This is a genomic window from Rothia sp. HMSC058E10, from assembly GCF_001809415.1.
Lineage (GTDB): Bacteria > Actinomycetota > Actinomycetes > Actinomycetales > Micrococcaceae > Rothia > Rothia dentocariosa.
Genome location: NZ_KV797619.1, coordinates 339,106 through 355,791, shown reverse-complemented (window position 1 = coordinate 355,791; position 16,686 = coordinate 339,106). Strand labels below are relative to the sequence as shown.

At 53.0% G+C, this 16,686-nt stretch carries 15 protein-coding genes; 9 read left to right on the top strand and 6 right to left on the bottom strand.

The features are described from left to right. Positions 1-62: 62 nt before the first annotated feature. The gene (locus HMPREF2609_RS04480; protein WP_070535200.1) at positions 63-1,112 is read right to left on the bottom strand and encodes a tetratricopeptide repeat protein; all 1,050 of its coding nucleotides are present in this window, start codon (positions 1,110-1,112) and stop codon (positions 63-65) included. Between the two features lie 148 nt (positions 1,113-1,260). Next, entirely contained in the window at positions 1,261-3,789 is a 2,529-nt protein-coding gene (locus HMPREF2609_RS04475; protein WP_013398919.1) for a DNA gyrase/topoisomerase IV subunit A, read from the bottom strand. Positions 3,790-4,002: 213 nt separating this feature from the next. Between HMPREF2609_RS04475 and HMPREF2609_RS04470 the strand changes: the two genes are divergently transcribed. Both HMPREF2609_RS04470 and HMPREF2609_RS04465 read left to right on the top strand, forming a co-directional pair. Continuing rightward, positions 4,003-4,599, top strand: a complete 597-nt coding sequence (locus HMPREF2609_RS04470) for a DUF5998 family protein (protein WP_070535198.1) — start codon at positions 4,003-4,005, stop codon at positions 4,597-4,599. 1 nt (position 4,600) lies between these two features. Beyond that, on the top strand, positions 4,601-5,845 hold the full coding sequence (locus HMPREF2609_RS04465; RefSeq protein WP_070535196.1) for an alkaline phosphatase family protein: 1,245 nt from the start codon (positions 4,601-4,603) through the stop codon (positions 5,843-5,845). Between the two features lie 61 nt (positions 5,846-5,906). Here HMPREF2609_RS04465 and sepH read toward each other — a convergent pair whose 3' ends face one another. Next, on the bottom strand, positions 5,907-6,968 hold the full coding sequence (gene sepH, locus HMPREF2609_RS04460; RefSeq protein WP_239664678.1) for a septation protein SepH: 1,062 nt from the start codon (positions 6,966-6,968) through the stop codon (positions 5,907-5,909). 341 nt (positions 6,969-7,309) lie between these two features. On the opposite strand from sepH, the gene HMPREF2609_RS04455 reads away from it, so the two are divergent. Continuing rightward, complete coding sequence (locus HMPREF2609_RS04455) at positions 7,310-7,609, top strand: DUF4193 domain-containing protein (RefSeq protein ID WP_004004482.1); 300 nt, start codon at positions 7,310-7,312, stop codon at positions 7,607-7,609. 66 nt (positions 7,610-7,675) lie between these two features. Here the strand turns inward: HMPREF2609_RS04455 and HMPREF2609_RS04450 are convergent, their stop codons facing one another. Further along, positions 7,676-8,125, bottom strand: coding sequence for a DUF3093 domain-containing protein (locus HMPREF2609_RS04450; protein ID WP_048779157.1), 450 nt, complete (start codon positions 8,123-8,125; stop codon positions 7,676-7,678). Between the two features lie 204 nt (positions 8,126-8,329). Here HMPREF2609_RS04450 and dut point away from each other — a divergent pair, with 204 nt between their 5' ends. The 4 genes from dut (at position 8,330) to HMPREF2609_RS04430 (ending at position 11,035) form a co-directional block, all read left to right on the top strand. Beyond that, positions 8,330-8,776 (top strand): dUTP diphosphatase, encoded by a 447-nt coding sequence (gene dut, locus HMPREF2609_RS04445; protein WP_238382320.1) that lies wholly within the window; start codon positions 8,330-8,332, stop codon positions 8,774-8,776. 108 nt (positions 8,777-8,884) lie between these two features. Then, entirely contained in the window at positions 8,885-9,748 is an 864-nt protein-coding gene (locus tag HMPREF2609_RS04440) for a DUF3710 domain-containing protein (RefSeq protein ID WP_070535194.1), read from the top strand. Further along, positions 9,748-10,305, top strand: a complete 558-nt coding sequence (locus HMPREF2609_RS04435) for a single stranded DNA-binding domain-containing protein (protein WP_070535192.1) — start codon at positions 9,748-9,750, stop codon at positions 10,303-10,305. Before HMPREF2609_RS04440 ends, HMPREF2609_RS04435 begins: the two co-directional genes overlap by 1 nt. Beyond that, complete coding sequence (locus HMPREF2609_RS04430) at positions 10,298-11,035, top strand: DUF3159 domain-containing protein (RefSeq protein WP_070535190.1); 738 nt, start codon at positions 10,298-10,300, stop codon at positions 11,033-11,035. Before HMPREF2609_RS04435 ends, HMPREF2609_RS04430 begins: the two co-directional genes overlap by 8 nt. Positions 11,036-11,185: 150 nt before the next feature. Here the strand turns inward: HMPREF2609_RS04430 and HMPREF2609_RS04425 are convergent, their stop codons facing one another. Next, complete coding sequence (locus HMPREF2609_RS04425) at positions 11,186-11,839, bottom strand: potassium channel family protein (protein ID WP_004004494.1); 654 nt, start codon at positions 11,837-11,839, stop codon at positions 11,186-11,188. Positions 11,840-11,851: 12 nt separating this feature from the next. Then, the gene (locus HMPREF2609_RS04420) at positions 11,852-12,619 is read right to left on the bottom strand and encodes a potassium channel family protein (RefSeq protein WP_070535188.1); all 768 of its coding nucleotides are present in this window, start codon (positions 12,617-12,619) and stop codon (positions 11,852-11,854) included. Between the two features lie 133 nt (positions 12,620-12,752). On the opposite strand from HMPREF2609_RS04420, the gene HMPREF2609_RS04415 reads away from it, so the two are divergent. Beyond that, on the top strand, positions 12,753-14,798 hold the full coding sequence (locus tag HMPREF2609_RS04415) for an APC family permease (protein WP_239662164.1): 2,046 nt from the start codon (positions 12,753-12,755) through the stop codon (positions 14,796-14,798). A 111-nt stretch (positions 14,799-14,909) separates the two neighbouring features. Beyond that, positions 14,910-16,544 (top strand): class I SAM-dependent RNA methyltransferase, encoded by a 1,635-nt coding sequence (locus tag HMPREF2609_RS04410; RefSeq protein ID WP_070523615.1) that lies wholly within the window; start codon positions 14,910-14,912, stop codon positions 16,542-16,544. Positions 16,545-16,686 lie beyond the last annotated feature (142 nt).

The following is a 16,686-nucleotide window of genomic DNA, read 5'->3' as shown; positions in this document are numbered from 1 at the left end:
AACTTCACATTAAAAGGTAGCAGTGTTGCCCCTCGTTTGCGCAGGAGCAACACTGTGGGCAGCTAGTGTTTATTCACCAGAGCAAGGTTACGTTGTGCTTCGGCGTAGGACTGCGGGTCGTCTTCTTCGAGAACATGGTTCCACGCGGTCACGGCCTCATCAAGAGACCCGTTGTTATAGTAGGCGATACCCATGTTGAGCTGTGCCACAGCATATATGTAAGGGCTGTCGCTGCGCAGAACCCTGCTCCGGGCGGCAAAAGAATCGTCAAATAGCTCTTTGTCTTCGTACGCGCTGCCCAGATTGTTTTGTGCTGCGGCGTACGCTTCGGGGTTGTCCTCCCGGCGCACATTACGCCACACGGCGATCGCCTTATCAAGCTGCCCTAGCGGGGCGTAGGTGAGGCCCATGCTCAGCTGTGCCCGAGCATAAACTGAGGGGTTGTCATCATGGCGCAGCCTTCCCCACGCGGCGATTGCCTCATCTATCCGCCCTTGATTCTTGCACGTAGAACCAATGTTGAACTGTGCCTGGGCATAGGTTTCTGCGTCTACCTCGCGAAGCACGCCTCCCCAGCTTTGAAGGGCCTCATCTGTCTTGCCCATAAGCTTATAGGTGTTGCCAAGGTTGAACTGTGCGTTAGTGTATGCTTCGGGGCTGTCGCTGAGCTGCACATTCCTGAACGCGGTGGCGGCATCATCAAGCCGCCTCATAGTTTGATAGACGGTGCCAAGGTTGTTCTGCGCCCACGCGTAAGATTCCGGGTTGTCTTCACGGACAACACGGCTGAACGCGGCAACAGCATCATCAAGCCGCCCCATGTTCTTATAGAGAATACCTGCGCTGTTCTGCGCCGAAGCGTAGGCTACAGGGTTAGCATGGCGATGGACATTGTTGTAGGCGGTCATCGCTTCACGAAGATTTCCCGCATCCTCGTAGACGTCACCTAGAAAGTACTGCGCCCAAGAGTACGCCCCAGGATTTTCACTTGTTGAAACCGTAGCGAGGATATGAACGGCGTCATTCAGCCTGCCCGCGTTGAGGCAATCTACACCAAGGTCAAGCCGCTCTTGGGCACTCATCTGGTCCAGGGGCTTATTTGGTTCGGTCATGCCTGTTTCTCCTTAATGCTGCGGTAGAAAAAATCCAGGTTTCACCTAAAACTTCACATTAAAAGGTAGCAGTGTTGCCTTCTTGCATGGAAGCAACACTGCTACCTGCAACAACGGATGAAAATAGCAGCGACCCAACTAAAAAAGGCTAGAACAACTTTTCTCCGTCAGACGCCATTTTTGCTTGCTCGGTGATAGCCGCATAGTTGGGGCCTACCGCGCCGATCGCCTGGGTAAGGGGCACACCCGAGCCGTCACGTGAACCGTGCTCGGTCGGTAGGGAGCGTGCTACACCGCCCGGCGTGCCAGCCTTTGCGGGGCCAACGCCAACCCACGCCAGTGCCAGCTTCGACTCTCCCGTCAAGAAACGATGTGCCCGCACGCCACCGGTCGCGCGACCCTTCTGTGGGTACTCCGCTAGGGGAGTGACCTTCGCACTCGCCATGCCGTCCTGCCCGTTCGTGACGGTCACAACCTCTGCGGCAGAACCCGGGGCGGTCACGCCGAGTGCAATTACCGCATCCTGTGCGCCCAGCTTAATACCGGCGATACCGCCGCCCGCGCGGCCCTGCGGGCGAACCTTAGCCGCATCGAAGGTCAGAAGTTTCGCTTCCTGGGTGACTAACGTTAGGGCGTTATCGTCGGAAGAGCACACGGTTGCGGCAATAACCGTATCCTTCGGCTTGAGCTTGATAACATCCCACTCCGTCTGGTTCAGCGGATACTCCGGGTTCACGCGCTTAATCACGCCGTTCGCCGTTGCCAGTGCAAGTACCTCATTCAACGGCACAAGCCCCACCAGCTTCTCACCCTTTGCTAGGGCAACAACCTCAGTAGCTTTGACGCCCGTAGTCAATACGGGAGTTCCCGAAGAATCATCGAACACCACCAAATCCATGACCGACAGGCGCACCATGCGCCCCGTAGAGGTCACCGCACCAATCTCGCCCCGCGCCGTCGTAGGAACAATAGACGTGAAGACGTCATGTTTAATACGTTTGCCCGGATCAACCAAAGCCTCACGCATTGGTTTACCCACCGTGCGCCCCAGTATGCCGGATGCCGTCAGCAGCACCCAACAGGGCTCATCGGCAATTTCAAGTGCCAACCCGAGGCTCTTCTTCGCCTTTGAGGCCCCGTTTGAGACAGCCTCAATCGCAGACTGCATATCGTCTTTCGTCTTCAAAACGGTACGGCGATCGTTGCCGTACTTCTCGGCAACCTCGGCAAGCTCGTCAGATACCAGCTCACGCAGCGCAGAATCGGAACCCAAAATTCGCTCCAGTTCAGCGATCTCCTGGCGTAACTTATCACGCTCAGCCTCAAGCTCAATACGGGAATACTTTGTAAGCTGGCGCAGACGCAGCTCAAGAATATAGTTCGCCTGAACCTCCGTCAGATCGAAGACCGCCATCAGCTTCTCACGAGCTTGCGCGGTTTCATCCGAAGACCGAATAATCTCAATAACTTCGTCAATATCAACAATGGCAATCAGCAGACCATCCACCAAATGCAGACGATCCTTATGCTTACCCAGACGGAATTCGGTGCGGCGGCGCACCACCGACAGGCGATGATCGATATACACCCGCAGAAGATCAAGCAGCCCCAAGGTCTGCGGCTGCCCATTCACCAGCGCCACATTATTAATGCCGAAGGAATCCTCCAAAGGCGTGTGCTTATATAGCGAGGCCAGCACAGCCTGCGGATTAAAACCGTTCTTAATCTCAATAACAAGACGCAACCCGTGTTTGCGGTCGGTCAAATCGACCACATCAGAAATACCGGTCAGTTTCTTGGCGTTAACGCCGTCCTTGATCTTTTCAATAACCTTTTCGGGGCCCACCATATACGGTAGTTCAGTCACCACAATGCCCTGTTTACGGGGGGTCACCTGCTCAATAGAGACCTTGGCACGGGTCTTGAATGTGCCGCGCCCGCTTTCGTAGGCATCCTTAATGCCGCTCAATCCCACAATCGTGCCGCCGCTGGGCAGATCGGGGCCGGGAATGAACTTCATAATCTCTTTGAGCGTGGCATCAGGGTGCGCAATCAAATGCCGCGTACCCGCAATAACCTCGCGCAGGTTATGCGGAGCCATGTTCGTTGCCATACCCACCGCGATGCCGGTCGTACCATTGACCAAAAGGTTAGGGAACGCCGCTGGCAGCACGCCCGGCTGCATGAACTGGTTATCGTAGTTCGGCACAAAATCAACAACGTCTTCGTCAAGATCCGCAGTCAGCGCCGTCGCTGCGGGGGCCATACGTGCCTCCGTGTAGCGGGCAGCCGCTGGGCCGTCGTCTAGCGAACCAAAGTTACCGTGCCCATCTACCAGCGGCAGGCGCATCGCAAAAGACTGCGCCAAACGTACCATCGCATCGTAAATAGCGGCATCGCCGTGCGGGTGCAGTTTACCCATGACCTCGCCGGTCACACGGGCACTCTTCACATGCCCCTTATCCGGGCGCAGCCCCATTTGCTGCATCATATAGAGGATGCGCCGCTGCACCGGTTTCAGCCCGTCGCGCGCATCCGGCAGAGCACGCGAATAAATAACCGAGTAGGAGTACTCCAAAAAGCTGGATTCCATCTCGGCAGAGACATCAATATCGACAATATTTTCGACAATATCAACTGGGTAATCTTCAACGGCGGACTTGCTGCGGCGTGCCATTTCTCTCCTTGAGGCGCACAATAATGCGCCCAATGTGGGGTGGGCGTATTCGTAATTCTATTCTACAGGTAGCGCAGAAAAATCCGCCCAAATGCCCGTCAAAGTAGCACAGGCGGCATGTAAAGCACTAAGGTATAAACTACAGTGTCTAACAACGGCACCACACATGCGCACTCGAATCTGCCTTATTACCTATGACCCTAAGGAGTCTTCATGACAGCGACCGCATATGATCCGCGGGAAAAGCTCACGGCCGATATCGAGCGTGCAGGTTTCTACCCAGATTTAGTGCGTGACATTGTTGATGAAGCTCTTGCTGGTTTAGAACCAGAATCCCATTTTGTGCAGGTTGAAACGCATTTCAGCCATAATAATTTGCATCGCCATATCACGGTTTTAGTTGTTAGTGGATCTCTGCTGATTCTAGCGCATTTAGACGACCAGCACCTTGAAGAAGAAGGGCAGCAGACCGTAGCACATGTGGGCGTTGAAGCGGTTAAGCTGAGTTCTCTGCGTGCCGTCACTATTAGTTACGGGTACGATAATCCGCAGGCATATAAGCCCGGAACGGTCCCCACCGAACTTTCGATGCAGATAGCATGGACGGGCTCGCTGCACCTGGAACTGGCACCCGCTACCTGCCTCGATCCGCACTGCACCGCAGATCACGGGTATAGTGGTGACGCCAGCCGAGAAGATTTAGCCCTACGCGTCTCGGCAACAGCGGACGGTCCCGAAGCTATCCTTCAAGCGCAGCAGTTCGCCCGCGCCCTACACCGTGCACATATTCAGGTGAGCGAAAGCCGCTGAGATGTCTGAATACCTCGATTACGCTGGAAATCCGGTGCCCCCGCCACCTGCCTATGGAAGCAACAGCGTGGCAGATGTTTTCGAATCGGCCGCATCACTGGTAGCGCAAAGAAGCTTACCGCGTGCTCAGCACCCATTAGATGATGAACCAGATTTCAGCCTGGACGCAGACCCACTCAACCTGGCACAGCGACTAACTGAAGCTGGGGCTGACCCAAACGGATTCCGTAATATCTGCCTGATCATGGTCGATGGTCTGGGAGAACAACTGCTGCAAAGCTACGGATCTTATGCTCCTTATCTAAAGAAAACAGTCTTTTTAGGGGCATTGGATGCGGCATTCCCCACCACGACTGCAGCGTCGTTGGGTTCGCTGGGCACCGCCTCCGCGCCGGGGGCTCATGGGATTGCTGGCTATGAGGTTCGCAACCCCACGACGAATACCGTGATGAACCATCTTTCGGGGTGGGATAAGAATGTTGATCCGCACGCCTGGCAACCCCTGCCCACCGTTTTCGAGCGGTACTGTACCGATAGGCGCGTGGTGACGATTTCACTGGAGAAATACCGCGGGAGTGGGCTCACCGAAGCAAACTTGCGCGGTGGCGAGTTTGTGGGCGCAGCCGATTATAACGCTCGTATTACTTATGCCTGCGAACTTCTGGCCTCGCGCACACCGACCTTGATATACCTTTACTGGGGAGAGCTTGACCAAGCGGGGCATCGCTACGGTGCGGGAAGTAACGAATGGCTTGAACAACTTGAAGAACTTAACCTGGCACTGCGTCGCCTTGCCGAACGTTCCCCGGCGTGGGCTGGTATTTTCCTCACGGCCGATCACGGCATGGTAAATGTTCCGCAGGAAAACCGCATCGACTATTCGGCGACCAAAGAACTACTGGAAAATGTCGCTATGACGGCAGGGGAACCGCGAGCAGTGCAGCTCTATCTGCACGATACTTCACCGGATGCCCGTCGCCAGAGCGCACAATGTTGGGTTCGGCACTGGGGTGAGCATGCTTGGGTGCTAGACTCGCATGACCTGTATGAGCGGGGCTACTACGGCACGATAATTCGTGATGCAGCGCGAGAACGAATTGGCGATCTGATCGTTTGCGCTCGTGATGATTATGCGCTCTACGATATGCGCCGCCAGAAGGAACGCGCACTCGCTATGGTGGGGCAGCACGGTTCGCTGACCGATGCGGAGCGTCTTATTCCTCTGCGGTATCTGCCGACCTCGTAACGTCAAGGACGACAAGGCTAAATTGTCTGTGTCTTCAGGAATCCTAGTAAGAAATTAACTACTATTTACGCCCGCCGAAAAGGATATCATCCCATGCGGGAATGCTTCGGCGCTGCTTCTTCGAAGAACTAGTCTTGTTCCCATCACGATTGCTTTGGTGATGCTCGCCTTTGGGCTCCGGAGTGTGATGAGCATGCTCGGGCTTTGAGTCGCTGTCATGTTCATCAACGGGTTCAACTGACTGCGGGGTATCCGGTTCAGGCTCATACACTTCCGGCTCTTCCACCACGGGAGTAACCGGGCGTACCGAGCGGGCGCGTTCGAGAAGCTCATTGAGTTTACGTTCGTCACGGCTTTCGCCCTTCAAAGAAGAGGTAGGCGCATTAACGTGTACCGGAGTCGTATGAGTAGTCACAAGCCGCTGCTGCACCGGGGCGGTTGCCTCCGGATGTTCTTCGTGCTCTTCATCTTCGCCGTCTAAAGAAGTTTTCTTAGCCGCAGCTGCCACCGCAGCCGGGCTTCCCATCAGGAAGTATGCTGCCTCATTTGATGCGTACAGCCCTTGATTAGCCGGATTGTAGGTCCAACGAGCGGGGAACCGCACCTTCTCAGACAAGTTCGCGCGTGCCTCGTCGGAGAGCGCAAAGTCGGCTTCGACTCGCCACTGCCCGTTTTCTTTCTGCCTAGTCTCCCAATCCTGGGTGGCATCCTCAAAACCGTGCTGGTGCGCAATCTCGGCAATACGAGCCGCGAGAGTGACAGGAATTTGCCCTATGCCAGAAGCTGAATCACGCCGTCCCACTTTCACGTTTTGAGCGGCGCGAATAATGTGCGAGCGCTCCGCCACGATAGGCCACTCGTACCTGCGCACGCGCTCCGGTTCCCAGCCGGACTCTTCAGCAATTTCTTCTACGCTGGCACCCTGTCGGAAACGAGTTTGAATATCACGTGGACCGAAAGACCCCTTAGTACCTCGCCCGCGAAGCGGCTGGATGCGTCGTGCCTTAGTGATGCTTGTGCGCAGATTCGCGTCAATTGGAAGGAGAAACCTAGTGCCGTCAGCAGACTCAAGCACCAGATTTTCACCGTCATCATGTACGCCAATCAGACGCAATTCAAGCATAAGAACCTCCAAATTCATGGGTGGGGCAACACCACAACCATGCCGTTATGCCGGTTTAAAAACATAAAGTTACCTACCAAGGGTACCGTGAGAGCCGCAAAAAACGGTAGTAAAACCCCCAAAACATCGTGAAAAAATCCTAAATTGATACCTTCCAAGAGGCCTTTATGACGGCTAAAAGTTCACTAACTGCGTCCCGATTAGACAAAATGGGTATCAATAGTGAACAATACCTGCATGCCGCCGTCGCATAACACGCCGATATGTGATGGGGTACTACCTATTTAGACCACCGTGGGCGGTAGGATTTCAGCCCACCAAAAACGACGGAGCGTGATAGTTTGGCAACTGATTACGATGCACCCCGCAAGCAGGATGACGAACAGAACGAAGAATCCTACGAAGAGCTGAACGCGCACCGTTCGGAGATGCAGTCCGGGGCGGTGGATGAGGATGAGAATACCGCGGCAGAAAGTTTTGAGCTGCCCGGTGCAGATCTCTCCAATGAAGAGCTCAACGTAGTGGTTCTGCCCGCACAGGAAGACGAATTCACCTGCGCATCCTGCTTCCTGGTTCGTCACCGCTCGCAGATTGCGCGTGAAGAAGACGGTCTGTTGTACTGCGTAGAATGCGAAGGATAAGAAGCTAAACCATAAGACTCAAGGGCGGTTTCCTCAAGGAGACCGCCCTTTTAGTTGAGAAGAGAACTAGCCGTTTAGAATCTCGGCTATTTTTTCGGGATTACGGGTTGAAGCAATCCAATAGGGGGTTGGATCGGCAGGGTCGGTAATATCGATGCGGATTTTTGGTGTAATCCAGCCGCGAAAACACATGTATGCGCGCCCATCAAGGTCGGGACCAGCCGCAATACGGGCCTGTTCGCCACGAAATGCTTGTGTTTCACCCACATAAGCACGCTCAATACTTGCTCGCCCCACACGAACCCAATCCTGCGATATTTCGATAGTGGGTGCAGAAAAATATAAAATCCACCCGAGAAGAAGCGTAACAACGACAGCAGCAATAATACCCACCGGAATACCAATAGGGGCGCCCACTAGATAAGATGCACCTCCGGCACACAGCGTGAGAAACCACATGCCAGGTCCAGGAGAAAGACGCTCATAATAGAGCGTATGAGGTGACGAAGAAGCCATCGTAATAGTCCTTCTAAGCTTGTTGGGTATCTGTTCAGATGGCGTCTAGAAAAAGAGTGTGTGTGCACCGTCTGAACAGAAAATCATATTCAACATTCTAACCGAGGTTATTTTCTGCGCACTCCAGCACCGTGCAGTACTTATGTGAAACTCCTGTACGCTAAAGGATGACGTAGCCCCTGTATGTTCGGTAGAGTGAAAGACATGATTAATCCCATTGATGTCCAGATTAAAATGCTTGATGCAGAGCTCCCAGCACCGTCTTACACCAATCCTGGTGATGCGGGCGCAGATCTGCGTTCACGAGTAGATTTTGCACTGGCGCCTGGAGAGAGAGCACTTGTACCTACCGGTATTGCTATTGCTCTTCCCGAAGGATATGTAGGGTTGGTGCATCCGCGTTCGGGGCTTGCTACTAAACACGGCATCACAATTGTTAACGCACCGGGAACTGTCGATTCTGGGTATCGCGGTGAACTTATGGTGACGTTATTGAATACGGATCGTGCAAAGTCTTTCCAAATCAAGCGTGGTGATCGTATTGCCCAGCTTGTCATTCAGCGTTATGAACACGCTAATTTTGTGGTGGTAGAGAACCTTGACGAAACCGAACGAGGATCTCAGGGATTTGGCTCAAGCGGCTTGAAATAATCTTTTACCGCGTAATTCGGCAGATAATAGACTTTAATCGCACAAAGAAATATACAATATCTGCATACAATATGAGACGCACTAACATCTACCAGTAAGGGATATTCAGTGTTTGGTTTTGGCAAGAAAAGCTCTGACGATGAGCGTAAGAAAGCAGAAGAGAAAACTACTAAGGTTACTTCTAAAGACTCCAATAAAGAAGATGCTGAGCTAACCAAAGCTAAGTCTAAGTCCAGCCTTAACAAGGTCGATCGTGATGATGAAGAGCCCGAGGTAGTTATCTACGACCGTTCTGAAGGCCCCCACGATATTGGTGAGGTTGATGATACCGAAGAATACATCGACCTTGGTGCTCTATATATTAAGATGCTTGACGGCCTAAATCTGCGTCTTGAGATGGACGAAGGTACGGGAGCTGTAATTGCCGCAACCTGTATTCGTGCTGGTGGAACCCTCCAGATTCAGGCGTTCGCAGCGCCTCGTAGTACTGGCATATGGGATGATATTCGGCATGATCTTGCCGAGTCTGTAGCATCGCAGGGTGGAACCGCCGAAATGTATACGGGTGAGTTCGGCGCCGAGATGCTAACCCGCCTTCCCGCTACGACTGAGGACGGGAAACGAGGGGAGCGCATCGCACGATTCGTTGGCGTCGATGGCCCTCGGTGGTTCTTACGCGGTGTTATTTCTGGCGAGGCCGTTCTAGGCAATGAAGAAGCTGCTGAAGCGATTGAAGAGGTCTTCCGTACCGCTATTGTCAATCGTGGCGACGACCCCCGCCCGCCACGTGAGCTATTACCCATGACGATGCCGGAACAGATATATACCTTAGACGACTCAGGCGATGAAGAGCAGGAACCTGAGGAGCAGGTGAGTAGTCGAGAGACTGAAACGAAGAAAAAGAAGAACGAGGACAAACGCGAACTACGCCCAATGCCTCGTCGCGGACCCGAGATTACAGAGATTGGGTAATGCCGCGCATAGATAACAGCCACGCTGCACCCGGTTCGGGGACTTCTTCTCAAATTGAGGCGGAGTACCCCGAACGTTTTCGTGTTCGCCTAGCTGGCCGTATCGATCAGGTGTGGATTCCTGCTGTTTACGATAAACCGCTATACCAAGCAGAACTTATCGTGGCGAAATCAAAACCGCTTCAATGGGCCAGTCCTCTAGCTTTGATTGGTATGCCCATTGTTGAGCCTCCTGGCGAAGACTTTGACGATGAGCAGGAAGACTCGCAGAATGCTGAGACCGCTATTTCTGATGGAGACCAACAACAATCGGTTCTGGGGAAGAACCCCATGACGGAGAGTTTAGAAGTGCGGTTCCCCTCACGTCCGCCGTTTTCTGTAGGAGAAAGAGTAACCCTTATTTGGCATGGGCAGCGTATGGTTTCTGGTTTATTGGCAGGGTGCCTGCTGCGGTGCTCTGGGGTTATCTCAACGCACACGTACCCGCCCGTGATGTACAACCCCCGATACGAGATTGTTCCCCAATACTTCTTAGATAAGGATCCGCGACGTGGTTAATACTCCACATGACCCTCAGCATTTGAATAACCAGTATGCCTCTGATGCCCAGAGTGCAGAGACAAACTCGATATCGGGGCAAGAGCCATTAGGTAAGAGCCTGGGTGCTTCTTTGGGCGGCAATATCCGCCGCACAGAGTCAGGTCATGTGGATGTGCTCCATGCAATTGGCGGGTGGCGTGGACTCGTAGAAACTTCTCTGCCTTCACTACTCTTCCTTATCTTCTTCACGGTCACCAAAGATTTAAACTTGGCCTTAGTTATCGCGGTAGCAGCTGCAGGTATTTTTACCGTGCTGCGCCTTATACAGCGCAGTAAACTCATACCTGCGGTGTCGGGTATTGTGGGTGTTGCAATTTGTGCTTTCACTGCTTTTCGCACAGGGAACGCTGCCGACTACTATTTGCCGGGGTTTTGGACAAACGGCATTTACAGTGTTGCGTTCATAGCTTCGATTATCGTGGGTTGGCCTCTGGCGGGACTCATTTTCGGGTATATCAGGGGAGAGCAGCTTACCTGGCGGCAAAAACCCGAACGTTTGAAAGCCTATAAGCTGGCAACGTGGATTATGGCGGCTGTCTTGCTGTTGCGACTTGCGATCCAAATACCGCTTTACTATATGAACGCTACCGAAGTTTTAGGTGCTATGCGCATCGTTATGGGGCTGCCTCTGTACGCGGCGGGTATCTGGCTGGCGTGGCGAGTATCCGACCCGGCTGAAACCTCATAGCTAAGTGCCGCTGGGCACATATTGCTGTAGGCTCAGAAGACAAATGACCTGCGTAAGCAAAAGGACGCTATAACCCGCTCCTATATTTCGCGCGTTTCAGCTGAGAAATTGCTCGTTTTCGTTGGTGCTCTAGGAGGGGAGAGAGATAATCTAGGCGAAGAGCGCCCGAATCTGGTCTTCTCCGTCAAGCGTTGTGATGAAGAAAAGCTCGTCGCCACCCTCAATAACAACATCGGCGGAAGGGGCAACCGGAACGCCATCGCGCAAGATGGCTGTGAGTACCGTATCGGTTGGCCACTGCACATGGTCTATCCTGTAGCCAATCACAGGATGATCGAGCGGTACCGTATACGCCGCCAACGTCGCCCCGCCAGCCTGAAGCGTAAGCAAACGCACCACATCGCCCACCTCGACGGCTTCCTCCACGAGAGCCGTCATCAAACGCGGAGTGGAAACTGCCACGTCCACGCCCCAGGCATCGTCGAAAAGCCACTCATTCCGGGGATTATTCACACGCGCTACCGTGCGTTGTACACCAAACTCGCTGCGGCACAGTAGAGATACCATCAGATTAACTTTGTCGTCACCGGTTGCGGCAACAATCACATCAGCGGTATTCGGATGAACCTGGCGCAAAACAGATAGCTCACAGGCGTCACCAATATGCCAGCGCACCCCCGGCAGGTCGGTACGTTTTTTCATCTCAGGTTTGGAATCAATAATAGTGACAGTGTGCCCATTCGCCTTGAGCTCCTTAGCGATAGATGCCCCCACGGAACCGGCCCCAACAATAAGTACCTTCATGTTATAAGCTCCTTATGCTTTCGGGCGACGACGATCGCCGGGGTGCTGCGCCGGGTCTATCGGCTTCGCATGGAACCAATCCAGCCGGGGATCGGTACTGTACTCGACGTCTTCATCAGTACGAGGCGACTGTGAAAGAATCCGAGAGACTTCGTTAATATCGTCCGTGCGCATCATAATGTGTACGGTATCTCCCTGTTGATAGGCGGTATCTGGGCGCGGAAGCATACCTTCACCGAATCGGGTAATGTAGGCGATGCGCACCCCGGCAGCACGCTCAATATCCACGAGCGCATGACCTGCCCATTGTTCATGCAGTGGAATCTCAGTAAGCATGAGCCTGCCCGATGGCTCCCGAAAATCACCCTTGAGCGCTTGCTCCGGTAACAGGCGACGAAGCACCTGATCCGTTGACCACCTCACAGCGGCTACCGTGGGAATACCTAGACGCTGAAAGAATTCAGCACGATTTGGGTCGTAGACTCGGGCAACAACATTTTTTACTTTGAAAGTCTCACGCGCCACGCGGGCGGCAATAATATTTGAATTATCTCCCGAAGATACAGCAGCAAAAGCGTACGCGTCCGAAATACCCGCCTGTTTGAGCGTTTCTTGATCAAAACCGACGCCGGTCACCAACTGCCCGCTGAACCCTTTACGTAAGGGCTGGAAAGCTCGCTCATCTTGATCGATAACGGCTACCGTATGCCCCGAAGCCTCTAGAGTACGGGCAAGCATAACTCCCACACGACCAGAACCCATAATGACGAAATGGGGCATGTGCTTTCCTCCTCAACAGACGACCGGTTTTCCTGTTAAGTGTACCGAGTAAGACCACTAAACGCCCGATGACCTGCGAAACACGCGGCAAATAAAATTGAGCTTTACCCCGCAGGCGGATAGCCTTAAACCTGTGAAATATCGTTGGGAAAAAATTCGCAGCGCCTTCACCGGTAAGCCGGTAGATTCGCGTCAAGTAGCGGCCATGTCGCTGCCTAAGCGTTTTGCCCTACCCCTTTTCGGCTCTGACGGTATTTCATCTGTCGCATACGCCGCCGACGAGATTATTCTGATGCTCGCCGTTGCTGGTAACGCAGCCATTGTCTATGCCCCTTGGGTTGGGTTAGCGGTCGCCGTCGTAGGTCTTATGATCGTAGGAACCTACCGATACAACATTAATCAGGTTGCTGCTGAAGGCGATTTTGAACTAGTGCACCGGCGGTTGGGCAGTAAACCCGCCGTTATTTTGGGGGCCTCGGTACTTCTTGATTTCGTGCTTACGGTTGCCGTTTCCATGTCGTCGGCTGCAACATTCCTGGTGGCACTTTACCCAGAATTACAAGATCATCGCAGCGCCATCGCAATACTGCTCATCATTATTTTGACCGTAGTGTCTCTGCGCGGTCTACAACTCATGGGAAAGATAGCACACTGGCCGCTCTATATTTTCCTCGCGATCCTAGGCGTTACGCTGTGCATTGGAATTATCAAATCCTGGATGGGTGTGCTTGCTAAAGCAGAATCGGCAAACTACTCGGTACTCCCCGAAAACGTCGATTCACAGCTGATTGGCATAGCGTTCTTCTTTTTGATCTCACGGTCTTTTTCAGCGGGTGCCGTTGCGCTCTCCGGAGTTTCCACGATCTCGAACTCCGTGCGTTTCTTCCGGCGTCCCAAAAAACATAATGCCGCCCTCACCCTCATGATTATGGGTACCATAACGGGTGTGCTTCTCGTCAGCATACTTTACATAGCCCAAGTTACCGGCGTTACTATGGTGCATGACACCACACAATATTTGTTGATTGAGGGGCGCGCGCCGGGCGAATTCTTCCACCAGAAACCCGCGCTCTATCAGATAGCACTCGCTATCTATGATGGTGCCCCGCTCATACCTCAGCTGCTTGTTTTTGCCACCGTTGCAGTGCTGACCATAGCGTCTTTTACAGCTTTTATCGGTTTTCCGTTGAGTTCATCTGCTCTCGCTGATCGCAGGTATCTGCCAGTTCAGCTACGGAGTATCAACTCTGTGGGCCTCTACCGTAACGGGGTTCTCCTGCTGGCTGTTATGGCAACATGTCTAACGTTGCTTTTTGGCTCGGATATTTTCTCGCTCATTCAGCTCTATCTCGTGGGTATGTTCCTCTCGATGCTGCTCACTCAGGGATCGGTAGTGAGCTACCGCATCCGAAAACTGCGCATTACACTGGCATTTACTTCGCGCCGACACCTGATCCGTGACCTAGCCGTCAGTATCATCGGGGTTATCGTGACTGCCGCTGTACTCATTACTGTTGTTGTCACTAAGTTCATGGCAGGTGCCTGGCTTTCGCTTCTTATAATCGCTACCTTGTTCGGGGGCATGATGATAACCCGTAAACACTACGATGCCGTCATCAAAGCAGCAGAAATACCATATGAAGATCTAGAAACCGCCGATCTATCCTCGCTGCCTTCACGGGTGCACGCCATTGTTTACACGAAGGACCTCAACAAACCCGTGCTTCGTGCCCTAGCCTATGCGCGCGCATCCCATCCTTCAACGCTGGAAGCTCTGACCGTTAATAACGACCAGGCCACTCTTGACGATGTGAAGACTCGCTGGGATCGCATGCGGATTCCTGTACGACTCTCGGTGATTGACTCACCCTACCGCGATACCGTCCAAGCCGTACATAACTATGTGCGCCGTATTCAGAACAATACATCGCGGGATGTTATTGCCGTTTACATTCCAGAGTTTGTTCCAGAACATTGGTGGCAGCGCCTCATTCATCCGCGAACTGTCAAACAGCTTAAGAAAGTTTTAGAGCAAGAACCTAATGTTATTCTTGTGACTGTTCCGTGGAGCATTCATGAGAATGCAACGTCCATTGATACCGAGGACATTGATACCTCCGTTCACTCCCATAAAAACGATACGATGTATCGGGGCTCAACCCACACAGAAGAAACGTGATATTCCATGAGAACCCTTGAGATTTTCTCATGCTTATGGCAGGGTTGAACGGTTATTTAAAAATAAGCGGTGTAGAATGCTTCACATCAGAATTCTGTAAGGAGAAGACGCGTGAACACCCCTGAAACCAGCACAGTACGTGACTCCGGTGCGGATAACGTTACCTCGGAGCAGGGGTACACTATAGGCGATCTAATCCAGGTAACCTGTGAGACACCCGCCCACGGAGGTGCACTCGTTGCACGTACGCACGCCGGGGTCGTTTTCGTACGGCACGGTGTAGTGGGTGAAGAAGCCCAAGTTCGGATTACCGCAATAGGCCCCAAAAACCGTTTCTACTTTGCAGATGTTGTAGCCGTTAAAGTGCCTGCACCAGTGCGCCGTAAGCATCCCTGGGCGCAGGCAGATGCCCTCAAAACCCCCGAAGAACGTCAGAAACTCACCGGCATAGCAGAGCTTCTTGGCGGGATGGAATATGGACACCTAGAACCCTCTGAACAACGGCGTTACAAAGCCGAGATCGTACGAACTCAGCTTCATCGCCTAGGCGGCATCCCTCTAGAATCACCACTCTTAACAAACCTTATCGTTGAGTCTATGCCTAATCGAGACCTCGTCGAAGGCGACCTCTCCTGGCGATCTCGTATACGGTACACCACCGCTAAAAGCATTGAAGACGGTACCACGTATTGGCGCATCGGCATGTACCCCTACCACAGCTCGCAGCCGGTACCCGTCGTTGATTTTCCCCTCGTGGCACGCGAATTACGTGATCTAGAACTTCACAAGCTCAACCTGCGGGGCGTTCGAGAACTGGAAGCAACACTGTCTTCACGCGGACGTATTCTGCTCCAATTCATGGTTGACCCCCGGTTTGAGACAACCCACGTCGCCAAAGAGATTGAAAGGCAGTGCATCCAGCTTTGGGGCGAGCTTGCTAAGCGTAAAATCTCGCTTTTCTTCACTCCCTATAGCGGATCGAAAGCAAAACCGAGCAAGCGTTCGGGGCAGCCCAGCGTGCATAGCCCTTATCGGCGTGTGCGTCAGGGAGATATACTCCTTGGCGGTGGGTTACGTTCCGTAACCGAAGAAGTAAGTTTTGGTCCGCGAAGGTTCAGCTATCAGGTCTCCGCAGGTGGCTTCTGGCAGATTCACCGCTGTGCCCCCTCAACTCTCATGGGAACCATGTTAACCATGCTCCGCCCAACATTGGGCGAATGCGCCCTCGACCTATACGCCGGTGCTGGGCTATTTACAGCAGCGCTTGCGGATGCTGTCGGATCAGAAGGAACGGTTATCAGCGTTGAAGGTTCCCCGGTAACACACCGTGATGCGCGTTCCAACTTCGCGCCGGATGGTCCTTCCCGAAGCGATAACTCCAAGGAAACCCGTGTTGAGGTTATTCGCGGAGACGTTGCACAAAGCCTTCAAGATCTTAAAGCAGCACATAGCCTTGGCCAGATACCTACCCCGGATGCCGTGGTACTTGACCCATCTCGTGAAGGGGCAAACCGCAAAGTTTTGGAACGCCTCAACGAACTCAAACCCGGGCGCATTCTATATGTGGCATGTGATCCTGCAGCCTTAGGACGCGATACAGCTATTTTGCGTGAACTAGGCTGGGATCTCGTACAGGTACGGGCATTTGATATGTACCCTAATACGCATCATGTTGAGACGCTCGCTCTTTTTCACCGTGCGCCTGCGCGTATTCGTCCAGCGCGTCTGTCAAAACGTCATAAGTAAATTCTCGTAGAGACAGCAAAACTGTATGTACCTAAGATGGCGAACACGGTAACCATGACTTTTTTCGGCAACCTTCAAATGGGTATATATAACCTAACCCGTTAGAATTTAACTGTTAGACCTAGAGGTACATTGTTGACCT

Excerpts from the sequence above, each read along its gene's own strand:
- HMPREF2609_RS04480 (WP_070535200.1), bottom strand. The coding sequence starts at position 1,112 with ATGACCGAACCAAATAAGCCCCTGGACCAGATGAGTGCCCAAGAGCGG.
- HMPREF2609_RS04475 (WP_013398919.1), bottom strand. The coding sequence starts at position 3,789 with ATGGCACGCCGCAGCAAGTCCGCCGTTGAAGATTACCCAGTTGATATT.
- HMPREF2609_RS04470 (WP_070535198.1), top strand. The coding sequence starts at position 4,003 with ATGACAGCGACCGCATATGATCCGCGGGAAAAGCTCACGGCCGATATC.
- HMPREF2609_RS04465 (WP_070535196.1), top strand. The coding sequence starts at position 4,601 with ATGTCTGAATACCTCGATTACGCTGGAAATCCGGTGCCCCCGCCACCT.
- sepH (WP_239664678.1), bottom strand. The coding sequence starts at position 6,968 with ATGCTTGAATTGCGTCTGATTGGCGTACATGATGACGGTGAAAATCTG.
- HMPREF2609_RS04450 (WP_048779157.1), bottom strand. The coding sequence starts at position 8,125 with ATGGCTTCTTCGTCACCTCATACGCTCTATTATGAGCGTCTTTCTCCT.
- dut (WP_238382320.1), top strand. The coding sequence starts at position 8,330 with ATGATTAATCCCATTGATGTCCAGATTAAAATGCTTGATGCAGAGCTC.
- HMPREF2609_RS04435 (WP_070535192.1), top strand. The coding sequence starts at position 9,748 with ATGCCGCGCATAGATAACAGCCACGCTGCACCCGGTTCGGGGACTTCT.
- HMPREF2609_RS04425 (WP_004004494.1), bottom strand. The coding sequence starts at position 11,839 with ATGAAGGTACTTATTGTTGGGGCCGGTTCCGTGGGGGCATCTATCGCT.
- HMPREF2609_RS04420 (WP_070535188.1), bottom strand. The coding sequence starts at position 12,619 with ATGCCCCATTTCGTCATTATGGGTTCTGGTCGTGTGGGAGTTATGCTT.